1 protein-coding gene is annotated in these 510 nt (G+C 44.3%); it reads left to right on the top strand.

Translation table 11 applies throughout. The annotated features are described in order from the left end of the window. Window positions 1-510: argininosuccinate synthase domain-containing protein (locus AC3G7N_RS22715; protein ID WP_489424356.1), on the top strand; the 510-nt coding region annotated here is incomplete at both ends.

Below are 510 nucleotides of genomic sequence, written 5' to 3'. Positions count from 1 at the left end.
TGTTGCAGTTGCCCACGGTTGTACTGGTAAAGGCAATGACCAAGTACGTTTTGAGGTTTCTATTCAAGCGCTGAATCCAAATTTAAAAGTAGTTGCACCTGTTCGTGAATGGGGCATGACGAGGGATGAAGAGATCGCTTATGCAACAAAGAAAGGGATTCCTGTGCCAGTAAACCTTGATAACCCTTTTTCAATAGATGCAAACATTTGGGGCAGGGCGTGCGAAGCTGGGGTGTTGGAAAACCCGTGGGAGGAAGCACCAGAAGCAGCCTTTGACTGGACAAATCCAATCAATCTTACACCTGATGAACCGGAGTATGTAGATATAACATTTGATCAGGGTGTCCCTGCTGCATTGAATGATGAAGAAATACCGCTAGTGGAATTAATTGAAAAACTAAATGAACAGGGCGGCATCCATGGAGTCGGCCGGATTGATCATATTGAAAACCGTCTAGTTGGCATTAAATCAAGAGAAGTATACGAAAATCCGGGCGCGCTTATTTTGAT

This window comes from Virgibacillus carmonensis (assembly GCF_057836705.1).
This window is presented reverse-complemented; position numbering and strand designations above follow the sequence as displayed.